Genomic DNA, 20,360 nt, shown 5'->3' on the forward strand with positions numbered 1-20,360 from the left:
GGCCGCCTGCCGGCGTCCTCGCCCGCGGGCTAAAAACGCTTACGCGTTTTCTTTACGCCCGCGCCCTGCATAGAGTTCGATTCTCCGCGGTATCTATAAGTAATAAAAAAGCAGGTAGGTGCGTTTACCTACCTGCCTGTAGCTATTGGTGGAGGCGCGGAGAATCGAACTCCGGTCCACGAAAGCCCCCTGATTGGCATCTCCAAGCTCAGTCGCTGGTTTAGTCTCGGACGCTTTGCGCGCAGCGACACGCTCGCGGCATCCCAACCGGTTCGGTCTTAGCCCGCGCCATACCGATTACGTGCGCGGGAGCATTCCCCTAACATGACGTCGCGCCGGTGTCGGGGAAATCACCGGGTTGACGCGCCGCTATAAACTAAGCAGCGAGAGCCATAGGCTCAAAAGAAGAGTTGTTGTCAATTCAATTTGACGGTACCCCTGTTTAACGAGGCGAGGAGACCTCGGCTTGCTTCCTCTCTCAGAGCTATCGTGTCGAAACCAGTCGCCCCCGAATGTTGGGAAAGTCTGGATGGTATCGGGCCTGCAAACACCCGATAACCGTCGACTTTTCAAGGAACACGCGGGGTAAACCCCGCTCGTGAATAGCTATCTTACCACGTTCTAAAGGCAGACAGCTGCTCTATGCACGAGCTGTGAAGACCCTAATGTGCACCATACTTCGCATTTTTGCCACTGAACACGTCACGTATATTTTCGCCAAGCAAAATTGACCCGTCGAAAGGACCGTTATGGATACCAAGCAGCAACTCATCAATGCCCTCGCAGGCCTGGGCTCGACCATTACCGAAGCCATGGATGTCATCGAAGGCTTTGTCCCCTGTGGACATCCCGCCCTCACGGTATCGAACGCCCTTGTTGCGCTGGACGCTGACGATGATGCAGCTCTCGCCCAGCAGTTTGAGACCGTCGCGGGCTTTATCGACCACGTGAGCGAGAACCGCGGCGTGGCCGCCTACCACGGCATCGAGGTCGAGCTCGCGGGTCCCAAAGCCGATCTGCTCGCAGCAATCCGCGAGGTAGGCGCCCTTATGCAGACCGCAGGCGTCAAGAACACCCAGGTCAACGAGTGGGTCTACCGCAGCCTAGCAGCACTAAACGATTCCGACGAAAAGGCCGCCGAGAAGCTCGTCGAAGCTCCCGTCATCAAGGCAGCGCTTTTGTAATTAAAGGATGCGTGGCCTTCTGAGCGCCGACGTTCCGAAGGCCACGCAAACAGTTCGCGCTAACCGATAGCCGCGCCACCACGTTCGGCCAAAGCTAGAATCGGCATCATTTGGCGCGGGGTCTTTGCTGCAAGATCGGCATGTTCGAACAGCTTGCGATTGTTGGTCACCAAGTAATCGATCTGCGCGCGCTTGCACGCGGCGAGCACCAAGTTGTCCTCGTAATCGCGATGGAGCGCTAAGTATTTGTCGGCTAGCCACAGATCGGATGCATCTGCACCCACGGCCGTGGCGTTTTCGGTCATGTTCCGAACAAACGCCAACGCCGCATCGCCAATTGCACGGACAGATGCCTCGTCGAGCGCTCCCCCGCCGGCAAGAACGCTATGCTTCAGCTCGTGTTGGACAACGTACAGCACGTCCTTGGCGATATGCACCGGAAAGAACAGCAATACCCCCGCCTCCGTCGCCTGCCCAATAAACGCGCGCGCGGCAAGCGACTCGGTATGGTCGGCGCAAAACGAATCGACCCATACGTTGGCGTCCACCATGATCTTAAGGGGGCCTCCACTCACAGGATCATCCCCTTTTGGCGATAATGCTCATCCATGGCTTCGGGATAGATTGTGTCCCAGCTGCGGTCATCAGACGCAGATGATGTATCGATGCCCAGGTCCGCGTAAAGCCGATCCACCGCCGCCCATGATGCGACAAACGGCGAGGTGGCACCAGCACTAGGCAGTTGGTCTTCAACGGCCGACAACACCTCTTCGCACGAACCGCCACCCTGCGCAACCTTGGCCACCACCTTTTTGATGAGCTCGGACAGTATCCCGCCCGAAATCCGCAGCGCCTCCTCGGCACGGTTCTTGACCTGGCGATCCACGCGAACGTTCACCTGCGCCATGCCGCTAGCAGCACCCACGGCGCTCTCGCTCCCTTCAATTGCTATCCTCGATAGCAACACTATATAGAGACGCTATCAATTGGGGTCAGATGCACAAGGCCTGCGCCCGGACGACACCGATGCCGTCTGGGCGCAGGCCAGATAACGTGGGCAAACACGTCTGCTAACGCAGGTAAGCCTTCGCGTTGCTCGGGCTGTAGGCGATCGTCGAGCCGTTGTGCAGCAGCGACGATGCCTGCGAGGCAATCGCGCCGGTACTGCCCAGTGCCAAGAGCGCCGAGTTGGTGAGCATCACCTTAGAGTAGGAGCTCGTCAGACGATCAACGAGGCCCTGGCTCATACGGCGCAGGCGCACGATCGCAGCAAGATCCGTATCGGTCAAAGTGCGCGGAACCGATGATGGCGCGACGCCCTTCGATGGACGAAGCGATGCCGTGCGCCACGATGTACTCGACGGTAGCATGCCGCACGCAATGCCCTGCACGCAGGCATTCTTTACCGGAGCGCTGGCGAGCAGCTTGATGCCAGCCGTACCAAGCAGAAAACCGCCACCGACAAGCAGGGTGTTAAACGTCGGCTTCTTCATGTTGCTTCTCCCTTTTGCCGCATTGGACACGGCACGGTGCCTCAGCACCCAAGTGAATAAGTTTGCATGAGCACCCTTTTGGATAATAGTTAAGAAGGACTAACTATTAAGGTCAAAAATGGTTAACTTTCTGGAAATCTTAGGGTGCAGACCGGCCGACTTTCGACAATCCGTCTGCCACAACGTACATCTCCGGCATCCAAGAAAGACTCTCCCCCGTCCCAGCAAATCGAGGTCTAATACTTTTCCCGAGAAGTGAACGAGCAAAATCGGACCCCTGAAGCATCCGCATTTTTTAGTAACAAAACCGCAGGGAAAACTCGGCAAAACCGCAGGAAACAGCGTCCAAATAGTGTCGATGCTTCAGAGGTCCAAATAAGGTCGTTCACTTCTCGGGAAAAGTATTAAGCTTCGCTTTCCACAGCCCAAAAATGTGACCAAGGGACCGTCCCTGCGCCACATCCACAAAAAAATGAGGGTGCCAACGGCACCCTCATTCACCAAATTCCATTCAGCCCGACTGACCAGAACGGCCGAGTCGCCACGGAACCGAGGGGCCGGGCGCAGGGCCTTGCCTCTCAATGAGTTCCGCACGAACAGGAGGCGCCAGTGGCGCCTCCGTCGTGAGTCAGGACTGTCCGAAATTGAGAGGCAAGGCCCTGCGCCCGGCCCCTCGGTTCCCGCTTACGAGAGCGAGGTTCTCAGCAACTCGTTGAAGAGCTTTGGGTTACCCTTGCCGCGACTCGCCTTCATGCACTGGCCCACCAAAAAGCCGATGACCTTCTGGTTGCCGTCACGATACTGCTGTGCCTGCTCGGCACAGTTTGCCAGCACCTCGTCCACAATCGGCTGCAGCGCGCCGGCATCACTCACCTGACGCATACCGCGCTCGTCGACGATCTTGTTGGGGTCGTCGCCGGTCTGGGCCATGGCCTCAAAGACTTCGTGAGCCTGGTTGGAGCTGATGGCATCGGTCGCCAGCAGCTTGGCAAGCGCTGCCACCTGAGCCGGCGCGATGCCGGACTCGGCGAGCGACACGCCCGCGCCCTTAAGGTAGGCGATCATCTCGTTCACCAGCAAGTTTGCAACCGTCTGGGCCTCCTTGCCAGCCATACCGGCAGCGGAGGCCTCAAAGAACTCGGCAAACTCCGGGTCACCGGCGATTTGCTCGGCATCGGCCGCCTTAATGCCAAAATCGGCCTCAAAACGGGCGCGCTTGGTATCGGGCAGCTCGGGAATCTCACCTCGGCAGCGATCGATGAACTCGTCGTCCAGATCGAACGGCGCCAAGTCGGGGTCGGGGAACAGACGATAGTCGTCGGCCGTCTCCTTCACACGCATGACCACGGTGCGCTTGCGGCTGGGCTCCCAGTGGCGGGTCTCCTGATAGATAATGCCGCCCTCCTCGAGCACCTCGGCCTGGCGGCAAATCTCGTAGGCAAGGCCGTCGTGCAGGCTCTTAAACGAGTTGAGGTTCTTAAGCTCGGTTTTGGTACCCAGCTTGGTCTCACCGCGGCGGCGCAGCGACACGTTGCCGTCGCAGCGCATGGAACCCTTCTCCATCGAGCAGTCCGAAATGCCCAGCGTCACAAAGATGCGACGGAGCTTTTCCATAAACAGGCGAGCCTCCTCAGGCGTACGCAAGTCGGGCTCGGTGACGAGCTCGATCAAAGGCGTGCCGCAGCGGTTGTAGTCGACGAGCGACTCGGCAGCGGCGGTAATGCGGCCCTCGGCACCGCCCACGTGCACCATCTTGGCAGCGTCCTCCTCCATGTGGATGCGCAGAATGCGGATGGGCACCGTGTAGGAACCGTCCTCGCGACGCTCGGGCATCTGCAGGTTGGACGCGTCATAGCTGGCCAGATGGCCGGCACGCTGATTGCCCTCGCGCATGGTCGACGTCATGGACGTGGACAGGCCCTCGGCGTTGGCCGAGGCGCTCGCCAGGCTCTGGGCCTCGGCCTCGCCAAACGCACAATCGGGGCGCTCTGCAGCGCCGCGACCAGTCACGTCCAGGTCCAGGTGACCGTACATGGCAAAGGCGACCGGACCCTGCGTGGTCTGGAAGTTCTTGGCCATATCGGGATAGAAGTAGTGCTTGCGGTAGAACATCGAGTGGCGCTGGATCTCGCAGTTGGTGGCGAGGCCGGCCTTAACGATGCTCTCGATGGCGCGCCTGTTGGGCACCGGCAGGGCGCCGGGCAGGCCCAAGCACACCGGACACACGTTGGCGTTGGGCTCGTCATCGTGGCTGAGCTTGCAGTTGCAGAACATCTTGGTATCGAGTGCGGTGAGCTCGGTATGAATCTCCAGGCCGATCACGGCCTCCCAATCCTGCAGGACCTCGGAAAGCTCCTTCATTACAGCTCGCCTCCCTTCCCGGCAAAATCGGGTGCGACGGAAAGCGCGGGCGCACCCGTGGCGGCATCGGCAAAGCCGCGCTCCAGGGCGCGGGCAAACGTGAGCAGCTGACGGTCCTTAAACGCCGGACCCACCAGCTGGGCAGAAACGGGCAGCTGAGTATCCTCGCCCAAGCCCAGCGGCACCGAGATACCACCGTTGCCGCAAATGTTGAGCGAGATGGTGTACAGGTCGGAGAGGTACATCTGCGTGGGGTCGCTGATCTCGCCAAACTTAAAGGCCGTGCGCGGCGAGGCGGGCATGAGGATGGTGTCCACCTTGGCATACGCGGTGTCGTAGTCCTGCGTGATGAGCGTGCGGGCCTTTTGCGCAGCGTAGTAGTACTTGTCGTACACGCCCGAGCTCAGCAGGTAGGCGCCGAGCATCTGACGGCGCTTGGCCTCGGCGCCAAAGCCGTGGGCGCGCGACAGCGAGCTCTGGTCGGACAGGTTGGCGCAGCCCTCCTCCTGATAGCCGTAGCGAATACCGTCGAAGCGGGCCAGGTTGGAGAACGCCTCGGCCGGGCCGATGACGTAGTAGGCGGCGATGGCGGCATCCAGGTGCGGCAGGTCGACCTCGACCAGCTCGGCGCCCTGGTTCTGCAGCTCCTGGGCGGCGCGCTGAACAGCGGCCTTGACCTCGGACGTCAGGCCCTCGGCCTCCATAAACGCGGGGATGATACCCACGCGCTTACCCTCGATGCTGTCGTTGAGATGCTCGGTAAAATCGACGGCGCAATCCTGGCTGGTGCAGTCGTAGGGATCGTGGCCCGCACCGGTAAGCGCGTTCATGGCCAGCGCGACATCCTCGACCGTGCGGCCGAAGGGGCCCACCTGGTCGAGCGACGAGCCAAAGGCGACCACGCCGTAACGGCTCACGGCGCCATATGTGGGCTTAAAGCCCACCACGCCGCACAGCGACGCCGGCTGGCGAATGGAGCCGCCGGTGTCCGAGCCCAGCGAGAGCGCGACCTCGCCCGCGGCGACGGCGGCAGCGGAGCCGCCCGAGGAGCCGCCGGGCACGCGCTCGGTATCCCAGGGGTTGTTGGTGCGGTGGAACGCCGAGCTCTCGGTGGAGCTGCCAAAGGCAAACTCGTCCATGTTGGCCTTGCCCATGGGCAGGCAGCCGGCATCGAGCATGCGCTGGACGCAGGTGGCGGTGTAGACGCTCTGGTAGTTCTCGAGCATGCGGGAAGCGCAGGTGGTGCGCGTGCCCACAAGGTTCATGTTGTCCTTGATGGCCAGCGGCACGCCCGCAAGCGGGGGCAGCGGCTTGCCTGCGGCACGATCGGCATCCACGCGCGCGGCGGCCTCGAGCGCAAGCTCGGGCGCCACCTGCAGGAATGCCTGGACCCCGCCCTCGCGCGCCTCGATGGCGGCAAGGGAGGCCTGGGCCACCTCGGTAGCGGTAAAGTCGCCAGCGGCAACGCCCGCGGCAATCTGGACAGCGGTAAGGGAATCGAAGCTCTGCGCCATTACTCGCTCTCCCCCTCTCCCAAAATGGACGGCACGCGGAAGTAGCGGTCGCGCGCGCTGCCGGCGTTTTCGAGCGCGACGTCGAGCGGCAGGTCGCGCTCGGGCTCGCGCAGGTCATCGCCCATCACGTTGGACAGGCTTCCGATGGGATGGAACGTGGGCTCCACGTCGGGCAAGTCATATTGCAAGACGGGCTCGAGCATCTGGACGGCATCGTTCATGTAGGACGTCATCTGGGCGAGCTCATCATCGGTCAGTGCGATCTTTGCGTACTCGGCGATACCGCGCACGTCTTTCTCGCTGAGTGCCATAGGCGCTCCCTTCCGCATAACAGTTAAACCGCTCTAGTATACAAGGCAACGCCGGCTTGGAGCAGGCGCTTTACCCAAATGCAGCGAAAACGTAACGAGGGCGGCGGTTGGCAGGCGGCAGGCTGGCGGTTCTGCAGCGAAACCGAACCGTCCATAGCAAAAACCGCCACAAAGGTGCCTGTGAACTGCCCCCTTTGTGGCGGCCAGATCCGCAGGATGGCATGACCCGGGGCGCAAACCATCACAACATTCGACGTTATTCGGCAAAATCGCGATTTTCATCGAATGTTGTGATGGTTTTTACTGCTTTGCGGCACGATCCAAATGCCGGCGTCCAAACAGCAGCAGTGCCGCGGGAACCGCCGTCACGACCATACCCGCCCCGATGAGCGTCTGCTGCACGCCAAACGTCGCCGCCAGCCACGGGGCAATCGCCAGCGGCGCCACGCCGGCGAACATGTTGCCAAAGCCCATGACCGAGTTGACGCGGCCGAGCTGTTCGAGCGGGGCCGTCGTTTGCACGATCGTGTTGTGGAGCGGGTTGACGATGCCCCAGGCCACGCCCAGGGCAATCTGGCCGACAAGGGCTACGCCCACGTACGGTGTCCCCACATAGAGCAAACTTCCCAGGCCCACGGACAGAAGCGCCACAAGCAGCGTCTTAAGGTTGACCAGGTGCGGCGGCAAGCGGAGCGCGACCACGGCGCCCAGCACCGCGCCCACGCCGCAGGCGGACGAGAGCCAGCCCATCCACTCGACACCGACATGCAGAACATCACGGTAGAAGAATGACTCCAGTGGATCGAAGGCGCCATAGCCAAAGTTCGAAAGGAAAATAATGCAGAACAGTAGGGCGAGGACGCTGTTGGTAAAGACTGTCTTGATGCTGGTCACGAAAGTGGCGCGGGTGGATTTATTGGAGTCGGAGCTTTGAATGGCAGTACTTGCCGTTGTGCTGCTATCCGCGGGAGCACTTTCGCGCGCGGCGACGCGACCTGCTTGCGGCCTAAAGCCCCAACCGGCGACGAGCGCCAGTACGGTAAAGATCATCATGAGCAAAAACACCGCGTGTGACGATGCAGCCGCCGCGACAAAGCCGCCCAGTGTGGGGCCGACGATAATGCTCACGTTGGAGAGCATGGCGATGGCGGAGTTGATGTCTTTGAGCTCGACGGGGTCGTCGGTGAGATACGCCGGATAGGACGTGGCGACGGGCTGGGCGAATCCTATCACAAAGCCCAGGAGCACCGCGCCGGCAAGGACTGTTCCGGTCGCGCTGCCAAAGGCGATAATCGCCGCGCCGGTTGCCAACGTGCCGAAGATACTCGCCCGGAAATGCCGGCACGGACCCCAAGCGTCAAGCGCCGCTCCACCCGCAAAGGATCCCAGCATCACGAAGACGTTCATAAACAAGACGGCCAGCGATGTCGCAACGACCGAAGCGCCGTCCGCATAGGTGGGTGTTCCGATGACGCCGATGAAGTAGCTGGTCTGAAAGCCGGTATATATGAGGAAGCGCATTGCCACCAGGTGCTTAGCCTGCGCGGACAGCGAAGGGTGAGGTTTTGAGAGAAGAGATACGAGCACGGAGACTCCTCGTTTCATACGAATACGGGCGGTGGACATTCGTCGCCGTCTGTCAAATCAATCTATCCGCATGAAACATTAAGGACGCATCAGGACCCTTCTCTCCGTTTTTCGCCCGTCATGAACTACTTGGTAGATTGTAAGGCATGTCACAAAAATCTACCAAAGCAAAAACCACCACAAAGGTGCCTGGCCCCTTTGTGGTGGAAATGACGTTTGCCCAGATAGAACCTGCCAAAATAAACCTGTCCCTTTTTGGCAGGTTCAGCGCCAAGCCTTAAAGGTGGTCTTGGATAAGGTCGCAGATGGCGCGGGCGTCGTTGATGTTGATGGCCCGGGTCGCAAAGCCTGCGTCGAAGGCCTGACGTGCCAGGGCTTCGTTGCAGGCAAGGGCCAGCGTGCGGCCGTCGACCAGGTCGAGCGAGCTCTTGCCGCGCAGGCGGTCGACACCGGAGCGCGCGACCACGATGTTGTCGAAATCCTCGGTCTTGTAGCCCTCGATGATCACCACGTCGACATCGTTGTAACGCGACAGCAGCTCGCGCGCGGGCATCTCGTCCTCCTCGCGCGTGTCGGCGTACTCCGCCCAGCGCGTGGCGCAGATGAGGCCCACGTGCTTGGATCCGGCCTGGTGATGGCGCCAGGTATCCTTAGCGGGCACGTCGATATCAAAGCCGTGGTGCCCGTGATGCTTGAGCGATCCCACGCGCAGGCCGCGACGGGTGAGCTCGGCAATGACCTTCTCGACGAGCGTGGTCTTGCCCGAGTTCTGGTAGCCGATAAACGCGATCGCGGGGACGGCCGGTGTCGGAGCTGCGGGCGCGACGGCGACGGGTGCGCTCGCGGGTGCGGCACCGTCAGTGGCCACGGCCTCAACAGCAGCGGCCTGACGCTCTGCGCGGTCCCACACGCCCGAGCGGCCGCCCTCCTTGTGCAACAGGCGCACGTCGACGATCTCCATACCGCGATCAACCGCCTTGCACATGTCATAGATCGTTAGACACGCAGCACTCGCGCCGGTCAGGGCCTCCATCTCGATACCCGTCTTGCCCGTCACGCCGGCCGTAACCAGTACGTGAAAGCCAACCTGCCCGTCCGCGCGCGCCGGTGCCCAGCCCTCGGGCATATCCTCGGCCGGCGTCCCCGCCGGAGCGATGGGCGCAATGTCGCACTTGCTCTTGGTAATGAGCAACGGATGGCACATGGGAATGATGTCGCTCGTGCGTTTGATGGCCATGATGCCCGCCACGCGCGCGCAGGCAAGCACGTCGCCCTTTTTGGCGCGGTCCTGCAGCACCATGGCCTGTGTCTCGGGATGCATGAGGATGGTGCCCTCGGCGATGGCGATGCGATGGGTCTCGGCCTTGTCGGACACATCGACCATGCGCACCTCGCCCTTGGCATCCACGTGCGTCAGCTCGTCGCGGCGGGCGTCACGGGCGGGTTCGGTGGCCGCGCTGGAAGTCGGCTGCGCAGACGCGTCGGCATTGCCAGCATTCGCCGCTGCCGTGACTTTGTGGGCAGACATCGCGGCCCTGCGAGCGGCCTTGGTGGCGTCGGCGTACCTGCTCTTGGCCATATGATCATCCTCCGATTTGGGACATAAATCGTTGCGTGCCCTCAATTATCGCGTGTTCCTGCGGTTTGTGGGCCACGGCATCGCGCCAAATCGAAAGTACCTGCATATCATCACCACGGCGCAGGTCGTCGCGCACCGAATACTCGGCATCGCTAAACAGGCATGGACGCACGTTGCCATCGGCCGTCAGGCGCAGACGGTTGCAATTCGCACAAAAATGGTTGGACATGGCGCTAATAAAGCCAACCGTTCCCGCCGCGCCCGGAAAGCGCCAATAGCGCGCAGGGCCCGCGCCGGCAGGAGCGTCGTTGATGTCGAGCGGCTCGAGCTCGCCCAGTCCCCTCGCGGTGGCCCTGGCATTGATGCGCGCCCGCAGCTCGTCACTCGGCACGGTATCGCTCGCGTCCCACAGCTCGGGATTGAGCGCGGGCGCATGCGGGTCCACAGCGCAATGCGAGCTCGTGTGCTCGTCGCCGATGGGCATATATTCGATAAAGCGCAGGTGAATGGGACGGTCGAGCGTGAGCCGCGCGAGGGCCGCCACATCCTGGTTGAGCCGGCGCACAACAACGCAGTTGACCTTAACGGGCTCAAAGCCCCAAGCCAGCGCCGCGTCGATGCCGGCCATGGTCTGCTCGAGCCGACCCAGGCGCGTGATCTTTCCAAAGAGCGTAGGGTCGAGCGTGTCGAGCGAGATGTTGACGCGGTTAAGCCCGGCATCTTTGAGCTGCGGCGCCAGCTTGGGCAGCAGGGCGCCGTTGGTGGTGAGCGAGATGTCCTCGATCTGAGGGATCGCGCGGATGTCGCGAATAAGCGGAATAATACGGCGGCTGACCAGCGGCTCGCCGCCCGTCAGGCGCACGCGGCGAATGCCCTCCCCCGCCACCAAGCGCACAAAGCGGGCGATTTCCTCGGCGCTGAGTAACTCGTCGTGTGCACGGGGCGCCACGCCATCGGCCGGCATGCAGTAAATGCAGCGGAAATTGCACTTGTCGGTAACGGCAATGCGCAGGTAGTTGATATCGCGGCCAAAACCGTCATGCTGCACGTGCCCGTCCACGCAGCCCTCCCCTCACGCGGCGTTTTATTCTTCGAAAAACATAATACCCCACGAGAGAATCATGCCGACACCCGTACGACAGGACAGGTCGCTTCGAACAAGACCGGCTTTCCAAGCCCATCCTCAACACACAAACCTTGACTCTACAATCGTTGTAGGGTTTTCACTACACTGGTACGGAAACAGACCCAGCCAGAAAGCCCCACCTATGGAACACGACCTCACACGCGGCAATGTCCTTAAGACCATCGCGGTCTTTGCCCTGCCCTATATGCTCTCGTACTTTTTGCAGATGCTCTACGGCATGGCCGACCTGTACATGATGGGGCAGTTTAGCGGTGCCGCCGGCATCACCGCCGTGGGCAATGGCGCGCAGACGCTCTATATCATTACCGTGACGCTCGTGGGTCTGGCCATGGGAACGACGGTTATCGTCGGCCACGCCGTGGGCTCGCGCCGCTTCGATCGCGCCGAGACCGTCATCGGCAACACCATCACGCTGTTTATGGGTGTCTCGGTAGTGCTGGCAGCCATCCTGCTCGCACTGTGCCCACAGATCGTGGCACTTATTGGGACGCCAGCCGAGGCAGTCGAAGGAACCGCCGCCTACCTGCGCATCTGCTTTGTCGGCATTCCGTTTATCGCCGCATACAACATCCTCTCGGCCATCTTTCGCGGCCTAGGCGATTCGCGCTCGCCCATGTACGTGATCGGCGTGGCGTGCATCATCAACATCGCGCTCGATTTTCTGTTTATCGGCCACTTGGGGCTCGGCCCCGTGGGTGCGGCACTCGGCACGGTAACCGCCCAGACGGCAAGCGTTGCCCTCGCGCTCGTGTGGCTTAAGAGCCGCCGTACGAACATCCACGTTAAGCGTAGCGACCTGCGTCCCCAGCCCGAGGTGCTCGGCGGCATCCTTAAGATCGGCGTGCCCGTGGCCGTGCAGGACGGCTGCATCCAGGTGGCGTTTATGTTTATCACCGTCATCGCCAACCATCGCGGCCTGGTCGACGCCGCCGCTGTGGGCCTGGTCGAAAAGATGATCAGCTTTTTGTTCATTGTACCGAGTTCCATGGGCGCCACCGTCAGCGCACTCACGGCGCAAAACGCCGGCGCGGGCAAGGGCGACCGTGCGCGTCAGGTGCTCAAAGACGCCATGACTATCTCGGTGGTGTACGGCTGCCTGATCACGGTGCTGATGTGGCTGGTGGCGCCGGCGTTTATTGGCTTTTTTGCCAAGGACGCTGCAGTAGTCGCTGCCGGCACCGGCTATATGCGCAGCTACATTTTCGACGCGATTTTTGCCGGCATCCACATTTGCTTTAGCGGCTTTTTCGCTGCATACGGCAAGAGCTACATCGGCTTTGCGCACAACGTGCTGGCCGTGGCACTCATTCGCGTGCCGGGCGCGTGGCTGCTGTCGAACGCCTATTCCGACACGCTGTTTCCCATGGGCATCGCCTCGCCGTGCGGGTCGATTCTGTCGGCAGTCATCTGTGTTGTCGCGTTTACCGTGCTCAACCGGCGCGGGGCTTTTGACAAGTTAGCAGCGTAGCGGGGCAACGCGAAATCGCCCTCATTGACGACATCATCAGCGACGACCCCGCGACCTACGTGACGCAGATCACGATGCCGGTTTCCCCAACAAAGTAAGAACCGCCCGGAAGGCATCGCGCTTTCGGGCGGTTCTTCAATTTGACTATTGATGCCTTAAGCCTGGGGCACCTCACCGGTAGCCAAGATCTGCTCGAGCGCGTCCTCGTCCAGCACGGGCACACCCAGCTGCTCGGCCTTGGTAAGCTTGGAACCCGCTTTGGGACCGGCAACCAGATAGCTCGTCTTCTTTGATACGCTGCCCGAAACCTTGGCGCCGAGCACCTTGAGCGCCGCGCCCGCCTCGTCGCGCGTGCGGTTGACGAGCGTGCCGGTGAGCACGAAGGTCAGACCCGCGAGCGGCTGTGCGTCGGCGAGCTCGCCTGCCACGCCAGCGTCGGCTGCGGCTTGCGCGTGCGCGGCGTCCAAATCGACCTCGAGCGACAGGCCCGCCTGGCGCAGACGTTCCAGGACGGCAAGGTTCTCGGGCACGGCCAGGAACTGCTTGACGCTCGCCGCAATCTTGGGGCCGATGCCCTCGCACTCGGCAATATCCTCTTCGCTCGCCAAGATAAGCTTGTCAATCGACAGGAATCGCTCGGCGATGACCTCGCCCACGCTCTTGCCCACGTGACGGATGCCCAGGGCAAACAGCACGCGACCGAGCGGCTGACTCTTGGACTTGTTGAGCTCGGCGATGATTTTCTCGGCCGTCTTGAGGCCTACCGGAATGGGGTCGCCCTTCTTAACGCCCTTTCTGCTGTTGGAGCTGGCATAGGTGCGCCCCGTGTCCAGGCCGGCGATGTCGTCGACCGTGAGCTGGTAGAAGTCTGCGACGTCGTGAATCAGGCCGGCGGCGATCATCTTGTCGACGATCTCGTCGCCTAGGCCATCGACGTCCATGCAGCCGCGGCTCACCCAGTGGAGCAGGCGCTCCTTGAGCTGTGCGGGGCAGTCGATGGACACGCAGCGGTAAGCCACCTCGCCATCCTCGTGGACCACGGGGCTGCCGCACACGGGGCAGACCTCGGGCATATGCCAGTCGACCGAATCGGCCGGGCGCTTGTCGAGCACCGGACCCACGACCTCGGGGATAACGTCGCCCGCCTTGTGCACGATGATGGTGTCGCCCTCGCGCACGTTTTTGCGGCGGATCTCGTCGATGTTGTGCAGCGTGGCGCGCGCGATGGTGGAGCCGGCAACCGTCACCGGGTCGAACTCGGCGACCGGCGTGAGCACACCGGTGCGGCCCACCTGGATGCGAATTTCGCGCAGGATGGTCTGCTTTTCCTCGGGCGGAAACTTAAAGGCAATGGCCCAGCGTGGTGCGCGAGCGGTAAAGCCCAGGTCGAGCTGCTGCTGGAAGCTGTCAACCTTTACGACCACGCCGTCGATGTCGTAATCCAGGTCGCCGCGGTGCTCGAGCGCCTGGGCGCAGAACTCGTGGACCTCGGCCGGCGTGGCGCAACGAGCCACGTTGGGGTTGACGCTAAAGCCGGCGCTACGCAACCAGTCCAGAAACTCGCGCTGGCTGTGGACGTGCAGCGGGTCGGTATCGGCGATGGCATAGATAAAGGTGGCCAGGTCGCGGCGCGCCGTGACCTTGGGATCCTTCTGACGCAAGGATCCGGCAGCGGCGTTGCGCGGGTTGGCGAAGGGGTCGCGGCCCTCGGCATCGGCCTCTTCATTCAGACGAACAAAGCTGCCCTTGGGCATGTACACCTCGCCGCGCACTTCGATGGTGCGCTCGCGGTCGGCGCCCATGTGAGCGAGCGCCGGCTCGGACAGGTGCATGGGCACATCCTTGATGGTACGGACATTGAGCGACACGTCCTCGCCCGTGGTGCCGTCACCGCGCGTGGCGGCGCGCACAAAGGTGCCGTTTTGGTAGGTAAGCGCGACGCCCAGACCGTCGATCTTAAGCTCACAGGTATAGGTGACGCTACCGGCGCCGAGCGCATCCTCGGTGCGCTGGAGCCAAGCGTCGAGCTCGTCCAGATCCATGGCATCGTCCATGGAATACATGCGCGCCATGTGCGTGACCGGCGTAAACTGCTCGCTCACGTAGCCGCCCACGCGCTGGGTATAGCTGTCGGGCGTCACCAGGTCGGGGTAGGTAGCCTCGATTTCCTGCAGCTCAACGAGCATTTTGTCAAAGGCGGCGTCCGTGATCTCGGGCGCATCGAGCATGTAGTAGCGGTAAGCATGGTAGTCGAGCTCGTGGCGCAACTCAGCCGCGCGCGCTGCCGCCTGGGCACGGGTATCGGCCGGTGCGGCGGTATCCGTGCTCGCTGGCGTTTCGGTATCGATGTCCACGCCGTCACCAAACAGGCTCGATTGCTCCATAGCGGCACTCCTTCGCTCGATTTCAAACGGATACAAGAGTACCACCGGTCGCAATGGGGCCGAATAGCAGTCTCAAACCGCACCGAATTGGCAGCGACCGGACCAGGGTTGGACAGTTAGTTCAGATTTGTATAATTACGCGCGCCGAATCGAGCTGAAATATCGGCTTTTCGCCCCAATCAATCGTTCTGAACGGCAAATTAGGTTTGCTTCCGTCTTCGAGACACCCATCTCGGCCCGTCTTTCATTTCAAAACCGCTCAAAACACGCCTCTGACCGCACCCGTTTTATACAAATCTGAACTAACTGTCCAAGCCCTTCCGAACCATGCCCTTGCCATTTCTAAATGATCCGTTTTCCTCCGTCCCCAACGGATCAATAAGAGAAGAGGGGCTGTCCCGCGCTGGCGGAACAGCCCCTCTGGCTTCGATATGTGCGATACAGCTCGTTAGAAACCCTGACCGTAGCCTTGCCCCTGACCCTGTTGGCCCAGCAGTTCTTCCAGGTACTGGCGCAGTTGCTCGTCGGTAATGCCGCCGTTGCCGGTGTCGGTCGCGCTGTCGTTCTGCTGCTGGTTCTGCAGCTCCTCATCAGAACCCAGCTCGACCGTGACCTTTTTCTCTTCCTTGCCGCGCACGAGCGTGATCTCGACCTTCTCGCCCACCTCGTGGCTGCGCAGCGCGATAATCAGGCCATCGGCGCTCGTAATCTCATCGTCACCCAGCTTGGTGATAACATCGCCCTCTTGGATGCCAGCCTTGGCGGCAGGACCGTCCTCGACGACACTTGCCACATACGCGCCGCTATCGGTGCCGAGATTGTTAGTGCGGGCGTTGAGCGCGTTGACGCTCGAAAGCGTGGCGCCCAGGTATGGATGAACCGGCGTCTTGCCGTCGATAATCTGGTCGGCGATGTTCTTGGCATAGTTGACCGGAATGGCAAAGCCCACGCCCGAGCTGGAGCCCGAGTAGCTCTCGATAAGAGAGTTAATACCCACGAGTTCGCCATTGTCGTTAACGAGCGCGCCGCCGGAGTTGCCCGGGTTGATGGCGGCATCGGTCTGGATCATGTTGGCGTAGATGGTGTTGCCGCTGGTAGAACTCATGGCCGTGGAGCGATACAGCGCCGACACAATGCCCGTGGAGACAGATTGCTCGTTGCCGAACGGCGAGCCGATCGCCATGACCCACTCGCCCACGTTGAGCTTGGAGGAATCACCAATCTCGATCGGCGTGAGCTTGGAGGCGTCAGCATCCTTGAGCTTGATGACGGCCAGGTCGCTCGAGGCGTCGTTGCCCACGAACTCGGCCTCGTAGGTGGTACCGTCGTCCATGGTAACCACGTACTGGTCATAGCCATCGACCACATGGTTGTTGGTGAGGATGTGGCCCTCGGTATCGAGCACCACGCCCGAACCGACGCTGCCCGAACCATCCGACTCGTCGGCAGACTGCGAAAGCGAGCCATTCTGGCTACCGCTCGAAGTGGCGGTGATGGAAACGACGGAGGGCAGGGCCTTGGCAGAAACGGCCTCGGCAAGCGTGGTGTCCTCGGAGTCGATCGTAATCTTTTGCGTCGATGAACCCGAAGCACCCGCCGTCACGACATTCTTTCCGCCGCCAATGTTGAGCGTTCCACTCATAATGAGCGCGATGACCAGCAGGGCGCCGCAGGCGCAGCCGGCGAGCGCCGTAATAAAGATCGGCAGCTTTTTGGTCTTGGTCTTGACCACCGTGTGCTTGTTTACAACCTGCTGACCGCCCAGCGGCTGGCCGGTCTGTGTGTCGTAGGCCTGTACGTAGGGAATGTTGCCGTCGGCAGGCGTCGACTCCACCTGCACGCGCGGCTGCTGCTGGGTCTCGCCGGCGTTGCCCGCATCCTGGGGACGCTGGGAATCGTTCTCGCTCATAGCTGCGATCCTTTCGTCTAATAACCAAAGGCCCGCCAAACATGTGGCGGGCCATCATTGTTCACGTTGAGTTGTACCCCAATATGCGGGCGAACGTGTATGAGAACGCAATCTTTAAGGAATGCTTAAGTTCTGCTGCAAACTCGAAAGGGATCCACGCATGCGGCAAAACCACCACGAAGGCGCCTGCCCCCTTTGCGGTGAAAAGCTAGTCCTTAAACAGATAACCCACGCCACGGACGGTGGTAATGTGCGCCGCGATCTGCGGGCCCACCTTGGAGCGGATGCGTCGAATGTGCACGTCGACGGTGCGCGTGCCGCCGCAGTACTCAAAGCCCCACACGCGGTGCAGCAGCACCTCGCGGCTGTAAGCACGGTTGGGATGCGTCGCCAAAAAGCTCAGCAGCGAGTACTCCATCAACGTCAGGTCGATGGGCTCGTCGTCGAGTGTCACCTGGTAGGTAGCCAGGTTAATCTCGAGATTATCGATGTTGAGCACATCGTCGGCGGCGACGGTCTCCTCCTCGCCCATCAGGCGCTGCGCACGAGCCTTGAGCTCGTTGGGCGTCGCCGTGGGGCATACAAAGTCGGCATGCGCGTGATTGGGCAGGCGCAGGGTGCCGAGCGCCTCGTCGTCGACGATTACCAACATGGGAACGCCGCCGCGGTCGTCGAGCCATTTGGCAATCTGATCGATGCGGTCGCTGCGGATGCCATCGGAATCGAGGATCAGCAGGTCAAAGTCATGCGACGCAGTCGGCGAATCGGGGGTTGCCAGGCTCACCTCGACACCCAGGGTGGTCGTCAAGCTGCGGGCAAACTCGTGGAAGCGCGTCGTGCGCGCCATGAACAGGGCACTCTTTTCGGACATATCGACCTCCAAGGAAATGAGCTCAATCGTACTGGAACGAACCAGCGCGATTAGGAGTTCGCCAGATAATGCTTGATCTCCCACTCGGTAATCGTGGACTCAAACTTATGCCACTCGTCGCGCTTCTTTTTGAGGAAGAAGCTGTGGATGTGCTCGCCGAGGGCATCCTTCATAAACTGCGAGTCCTCAAACACGTCGAGCGCCTCTTTGAGCGAGCGCGGCAGCGGCGTATAGCCGGCCTCGACCATCTGACGGTCGGTAAGCTTGAGCGTCTCGGCCGTTGCCTCGGGCGGGAGCTCCAGCTTGCGCTCGATGCCGTCCAGACCAGCCGCCAGCGTGACGGCGTTGACCAGGTACGGATTGGCCATGGGATCGGGACTGCGCAGCTCGATGCGTGTGGACAGCTGCTTGCCGGGCTTGTAGACCGGGATGCGGACCATGCTCGCGCGGTTGCGCAGGCCCCACGTAGCGTACTGTGGCACGGAGTCGCCGCCCGTGGTGATGCGCTTGTACGAGTTGACCGTGGGGTTGGTGATGGCGCTGATCTCGCGCGCGTGTGCCAGAATGCCGGCCATATAGTGCTTGGCGATATCGGAGAGGCGGTACTTCTCGTCGTCCTCGCCCCAAAAGACGTTGTTGCCGTCGTGGTCGAACAGCGACTGATGCAAAAACATGGCGCTGCCGTCCTCGCCCGCCAGCGGCTTGGGCATAAAGGAGGCGTGGCAACCGCTCTCGTAGGCCTGCTGCTTAATGATGAGTTTGGCCGTGGTGATGGCGTCGGACATGCTCAGGGCCTCGGCGTGACGCAAGCTAATGCCGTGCTGCGAGCGGCCGGCGGCGTGGAAGGTGTACTCCACGGGCACGGACATCTTCTCGAGCGTGAGCACCGTATTGCGGCGCAGGTCGCGAGCGGCATCGCTCACCGAAAGGTCGAAGTAGCCCACGTTGTCGAGCGGCTCGGGGGTGTGCTCGTCGGGGAAGTAGTAATACTCCAGCTCGGCACCCACGTTGAGCAGGTAGCCGGCCTTCTCGGCCTTATAGAACATGCGGCGCAGGGCGTCGCGCGGGTCGCCGGCAAACGGCTTGCGATCGGGAGTGCACACATCGCAGAACACGCGGGCGACGCCGTTATGGCTCGGGCGCCACGGCAGGATCTGGAAGGTCGAGGCGTCAGGGAACGCGAGCATGTCGGCTTCCTCGGGCGTGGCAAAGCCCTCGATGGCGGAGCCGTCAAAGCCAATACCCTCCTCAAAAGCGACCTCGAGGTCTTCGGGGCTAATGGCAAAGTTCTTGAGGCGGCCGAGAATGTCGACAAACCACAGACGCACAAAGCGGATGTCACGCTGCTCTACGGAACGGAGTACGTAATCGATGTTCTGCTGGTTCATGTCGCTCCCCTTTCTTTCGGGCGGGTTTCGACTGGTCTATATCGCAGATACTATCGCAGAAAAATGTTTCCGCAGGGTTAAAGCGTATCAAGCGCCCAAAAAACGTGCGCGAACAGGCAGTTACGAACGAGCGGCTAGCGCGAGGTCGAAGCGCGGTGTTCGATGTGGCCGGGAACCTCGATGCGCTTAGGGGCGAGCTTTGCGGCATCGCCCACGGTGGTGGTAACAACGTCGATACGCTCGGAGAGGCGATCGACCACGCGCTCGGCGATGGTGAGGGTGTCCTGCGCGGCCGTGGTAACTCCACCAAAGAGCACATGGTTCCAGGGATAGTCGTCAAACGTCGCGATCTTGAGCCCCGCCGGCAGCGAGGGGCCAAGCTGCGCCAGCGCCTCGGTAAGGCTCAGGAAAACCAGGCCGTTGACGGCAATGAGGCCGAGCTTTTTGCCTGCATAGCCGCGGATAGTCTCGTCCAAGCGACCGACGCCCGTGGCACCGCCATCGGCCAAGGTGATAACCTCGCCGGCAAGGCCGCGGCGCGAAAGCTCGTCGGTAAAGGCCTCGGCGCGCTCGCGACGGACGGGGCTGTCGTCGCTTGCCTCGGTGAGCAGGCACAGGTGCTCGCTGCCAGCGGCGATCAAGGCGTCTACCAAGCCGGCGACCAGCTCACGGTTGTTAGATGTCACCAGATCGACACCGCCGTCGGCAACGTCGCGGTCGAGCAGCACAACGGGCAGGCGTCCCGCTGCCGCGGCGATTGCCTCGTCGTTACCACCGCAGGTATTGACGACCAGGCCGTCCACGCCAGCGTCGATAAGCCTGGTGAGCGACTCGGCCTCCTTGGCGGGATCGTTGCCGCTAATGGCTGTCATGAGCGAGCAGCCGCGCGCGGCGGCGCTGGCGGAAAGGCCCTCGAGCATGGCGCTGGAGAACGGGTTGGCGATGTCGGCCAAGATCACGCCGATGAGGTTGGTACGCGAGCTGCGCAGATTGCGCGCGGCGGCACGTGGGCGATAGCCGGTACGCTCGATAACCTCCGCAATGCGAGCACGGGTTTCCTCGGTCATTTGCCCGGGGCGGTTATTGAGATAGCGCGAGACCGTGGCCGGGCTCACACCCGCCTCGACGGCAATGTCCTTGATTCTCATCTGCGCCATAGCGCAC

At 61.7% G+C, this 20,360-nt stretch carries 16 protein-coding genes and 1 other RNA gene; 2 read left to right on the forward strand and 15 right to left on the reverse strand.

All coding sequences use genetic code 11. The features are described from left to right. Positions 1-146: 146 nt before the first annotated feature. Positions 147-510: a transfer-messenger RNA gene (gene ssrA / locus ACTNDJ_RS08260) on the reverse strand. A 239-nt stretch (positions 511-749) separates the two neighbouring features. On the opposite strand from ssrA, the gene ACTNDJ_RS08265 reads away from it, so the two are divergent. Next, a complete protein-coding gene (locus tag ACTNDJ_RS08265; protein WP_441016416.1) occupies positions 750-1,184 on the forward strand; it encodes a hypothetical protein in 435 nt (144 codons plus the stop codon). 59 nt (positions 1,185-1,243) lie between these two features. Here ACTNDJ_RS08265 and ACTNDJ_RS08270 read toward each other — a convergent pair whose 3' ends face one another. The 9 genes from ACTNDJ_RS08270 to moaA form a co-directional block, all read right to left on the reverse strand. Continuing rightward, entirely contained in the window at positions 1,244-1,759 is a 516-nt protein-coding gene (locus tag ACTNDJ_RS08270) for a type II toxin-antitoxin system VapC family toxin (protein ID WP_441064117.1), read from the reverse strand. Next, on the reverse strand, positions 1,756-2,109 hold the full coding sequence (locus ACTNDJ_RS08275; RefSeq protein ID WP_441064115.1) for a hypothetical protein: 354 nt from the start codon (positions 2,107-2,109) through the stop codon (positions 1,756-1,758). Before ACTNDJ_RS08275 ends, ACTNDJ_RS08270 begins: the two co-directional genes overlap by 4 nt. Positions 2,110-2,254: 145 nt before the next feature. Further along, entirely contained in the window at positions 2,255-2,677 is a 423-nt protein-coding gene (locus ACTNDJ_RS08280) for a hypothetical protein (RefSeq protein WP_441064113.1), read from the reverse strand. A gap of 684 nt (positions 2,678-3,361) precedes the next feature. Further along, positions 3,362-5,038, reverse strand: a complete 1,677-nt coding sequence (gene gatB / locus ACTNDJ_RS08285; protein ID WP_441064111.1) for an Asp-tRNA(Asn)/Glu-tRNA(Gln) amidotransferase subunit GatB — start codon at positions 5,036-5,038, stop codon at positions 3,362-3,364. Further along, positions 5,038-6,552, reverse strand: a complete 1,515-nt coding sequence (gene gatA, locus ACTNDJ_RS08290) for an Asp-tRNA(Asn)/Glu-tRNA(Gln) amidotransferase subunit GatA (protein ID WP_427728665.1) — start codon at positions 6,550-6,552, stop codon at positions 5,038-5,040. Before gatA ends, gatB begins: the two co-directional genes overlap by 1 nt. Beyond that, a complete protein-coding gene (gatC, locus tag ACTNDJ_RS08295) occupies positions 6,552-6,863 on the reverse strand; it encodes an Asp-tRNA(Asn)/Glu-tRNA(Gln) amidotransferase subunit GatC (RefSeq protein WP_035136890.1) in 312 nt (103 codons plus the stop codon). The genes gatA and gatC overlap by 1 nt, the downstream gene beginning before the upstream one ends. A gap of 300 nt (positions 6,864-7,163) precedes the next feature. Further along, positions 7,164-8,450 (reverse strand): MFS transporter, encoded by a 1,287-nt coding sequence (locus tag ACTNDJ_RS08300; RefSeq protein WP_441064110.1) that lies wholly within the window; start codon positions 8,448-8,450, stop codon positions 7,164-7,166. 277 nt (positions 8,451-8,727) lie between these two features. Continuing rightward, positions 8,728-10,029, reverse strand: a complete 1,302-nt coding sequence (gene mobB, locus ACTNDJ_RS08305) for a molybdopterin-guanine dinucleotide biosynthesis protein B (RefSeq protein WP_441064109.1) — start codon at positions 10,027-10,029, stop codon at positions 8,728-8,730. Between the two features lie 4 nt (positions 10,030-10,033). Further along, complete coding sequence (gene moaA / locus ACTNDJ_RS08310; protein WP_441064108.1) at positions 10,034-11,089, reverse strand: GTP 3',8-cyclase MoaA; 1,056 nt, start codon at positions 11,087-11,089, stop codon at positions 10,034-10,036. Between the two features lie 208 nt (positions 11,090-11,297). Between moaA and ACTNDJ_RS08315 the strand changes: the two genes are divergently transcribed. After that, positions 11,298-12,644, forward strand: coding sequence for an MATE family efflux transporter (locus ACTNDJ_RS08315; protein WP_441064107.1), 1,347 nt, complete (start codon positions 11,298-11,300; stop codon positions 12,642-12,644). Positions 12,645-12,799: 155 nt separating this feature from the next. Here the strand turns inward: ACTNDJ_RS08315 and ligA are convergent, their stop codons facing one another. The 5 genes from ligA to ACTNDJ_RS08340 form a co-directional block, all read right to left on the reverse strand. After that, positions 12,800-15,028: an NAD-dependent DNA ligase LigA gene (ligA, locus tag ACTNDJ_RS08320; protein WP_441064105.1), complete on the reverse strand. Its 2,229-nt coding sequence runs from the start codon at positions 15,026-15,028 to the stop codon at positions 12,800-12,802. A 448-nt stretch (positions 15,029-15,476) separates the two neighbouring features. Further along, positions 15,477-16,937: a S1C family serine protease gene (locus ACTNDJ_RS08325; protein ID WP_427794169.1), complete on the reverse strand. Its 1,461-nt coding sequence runs from the start codon at positions 16,935-16,937 to the stop codon at positions 15,477-15,479. Between the two features lie 208 nt (positions 16,938-17,145). Next, entirely contained in the window at positions 17,146-17,808 is a 663-nt protein-coding gene (locus tag ACTNDJ_RS08330) for a response regulator transcription factor (protein ID WP_441064104.1), read from the reverse strand. Between the two features lie 50 nt (positions 17,809-17,858). Further along, entirely contained in the window at positions 17,859-19,196 is a 1,338-nt protein-coding gene (locus ACTNDJ_RS08335) for a glutamine synthetase family protein (protein ID WP_441064103.1), read from the reverse strand. A 134-nt stretch (positions 19,197-19,330) separates the two neighbouring features. Further along, the gene (locus ACTNDJ_RS08340) at positions 19,331-20,353 is read right to left on the reverse strand and encodes a LacI family DNA-binding transcriptional regulator (RefSeq protein WP_441064102.1); all 1,023 of its coding nucleotides are present in this window, start codon (positions 20,351-20,353) and stop codon (positions 19,331-19,333) included. Positions 20,354-20,360: the final 7 nt, after the last annotated feature.

The sequence above is a fragment of the Collinsella sp. HCP3S3_D1 genome, assembly GCF_052064015.1.
Classification (GTDB): Bacteria; Actinomycetota; Coriobacteriia; order Coriobacteriales; family Coriobacteriaceae; genus Collinsella.